A 942-nucleotide genomic window follows, 5' to 3' on the forward strand; every position below is an offset into this window, starting at 1 on the left:
CCCCCGGCCGCTACACGCGGTGGACCCCGCCGGGCCCCGGAGGCGGCGGCACCAGCCTCCTCGTCCCCGAGAGCCGGGCCTTCCCCGACTGCGAGGACCTCATCGGCGAGGTCCTCCTCGCGCTCTCCCGCAGTGCCGCGCCCACCGCCCGGCGGCCGCTCGCCGTCCGGCTCCACCAGGCGCTGTACGCGGTCCGCGAGGCCGTCGACTACCAGCGCGCCACCGGCGGCATGGACGCCTTCGACGGGGCGGTCGAGGCGGGTGCGAGCCATGAGCTGACCGAGGCGCTCGTGGCCCTGGTGCACGGCACCGAGGGGGCGCGCGTCGCGGTGGAGTGGGCGCCGGGCGCGGGGGTGCCCGAAGGGTGCGCGGCGCACGCCGGACCCGTGGAGTTCTCGCCCGGCGATCTGGCGGCGCTGCGCGCGGCCAGCGCCCGCTACCGGCGGGACGAGCCCTCGGTGCCGGTGCGGATCACCGGGGCGGTGGTGCGGATGCGGCGCTCCTCGTCCGGGTCAGGGTGCTCGCGGGGGCGGAGGTCCCGCAGGTGCGGATGGTCCTGGACGAGGAGTCCTACCTTGTGGCGGTCCAGGCCCATCTCCTCGGACTGCCGATCCAGGTGCGGGGCCGCCTGGAGAGCCGGGGCGGGTTCCGCAGACTGACCGGGGCGAACGGCGTGGCGCCCGTACAGGTGGACGATGCCGAGCGGGACCGGCTCATGAAGTCGCTCCAGGAGAACATCGACTTCTTCGAGGAGGCGTGCGGCACCGACTGAGGACGGGCGGCACCGACTGCGGACGGGCGCGGCACCAACTGAGGACGGGCGCGGCGCGGGCGGTCGCCCTGGGCCGGGCGACGTGGGCCGCACCGGGCSGAGGGGCCGCTTCCGGGCGGTCGGGGAGATCCGTTTCGCGGCGGGGGCCCCGGGCTCGGTACGATTCCTGG

1 pseudogene is annotated in these 942 nt (G+C 76.7%); it reads left to right on the top strand.

What is annotated here, in order from left to right:
• Window positions 1-772: pseudogene (locus tag AB8Z36_RS41655) on the top strand (hypothetical protein); the annotation flags it as partial.
• Window positions 773-942: the final 170 nt, after the last annotated feature.

Source organism: Streptomyces flavofungini, from assembly GCF_041028215.1.
GTDB lineage: Bacteria > Actinomycetota > Actinomycetes > Streptomycetales > Streptomycetaceae > Streptomyces > Streptomyces flavofungini_B.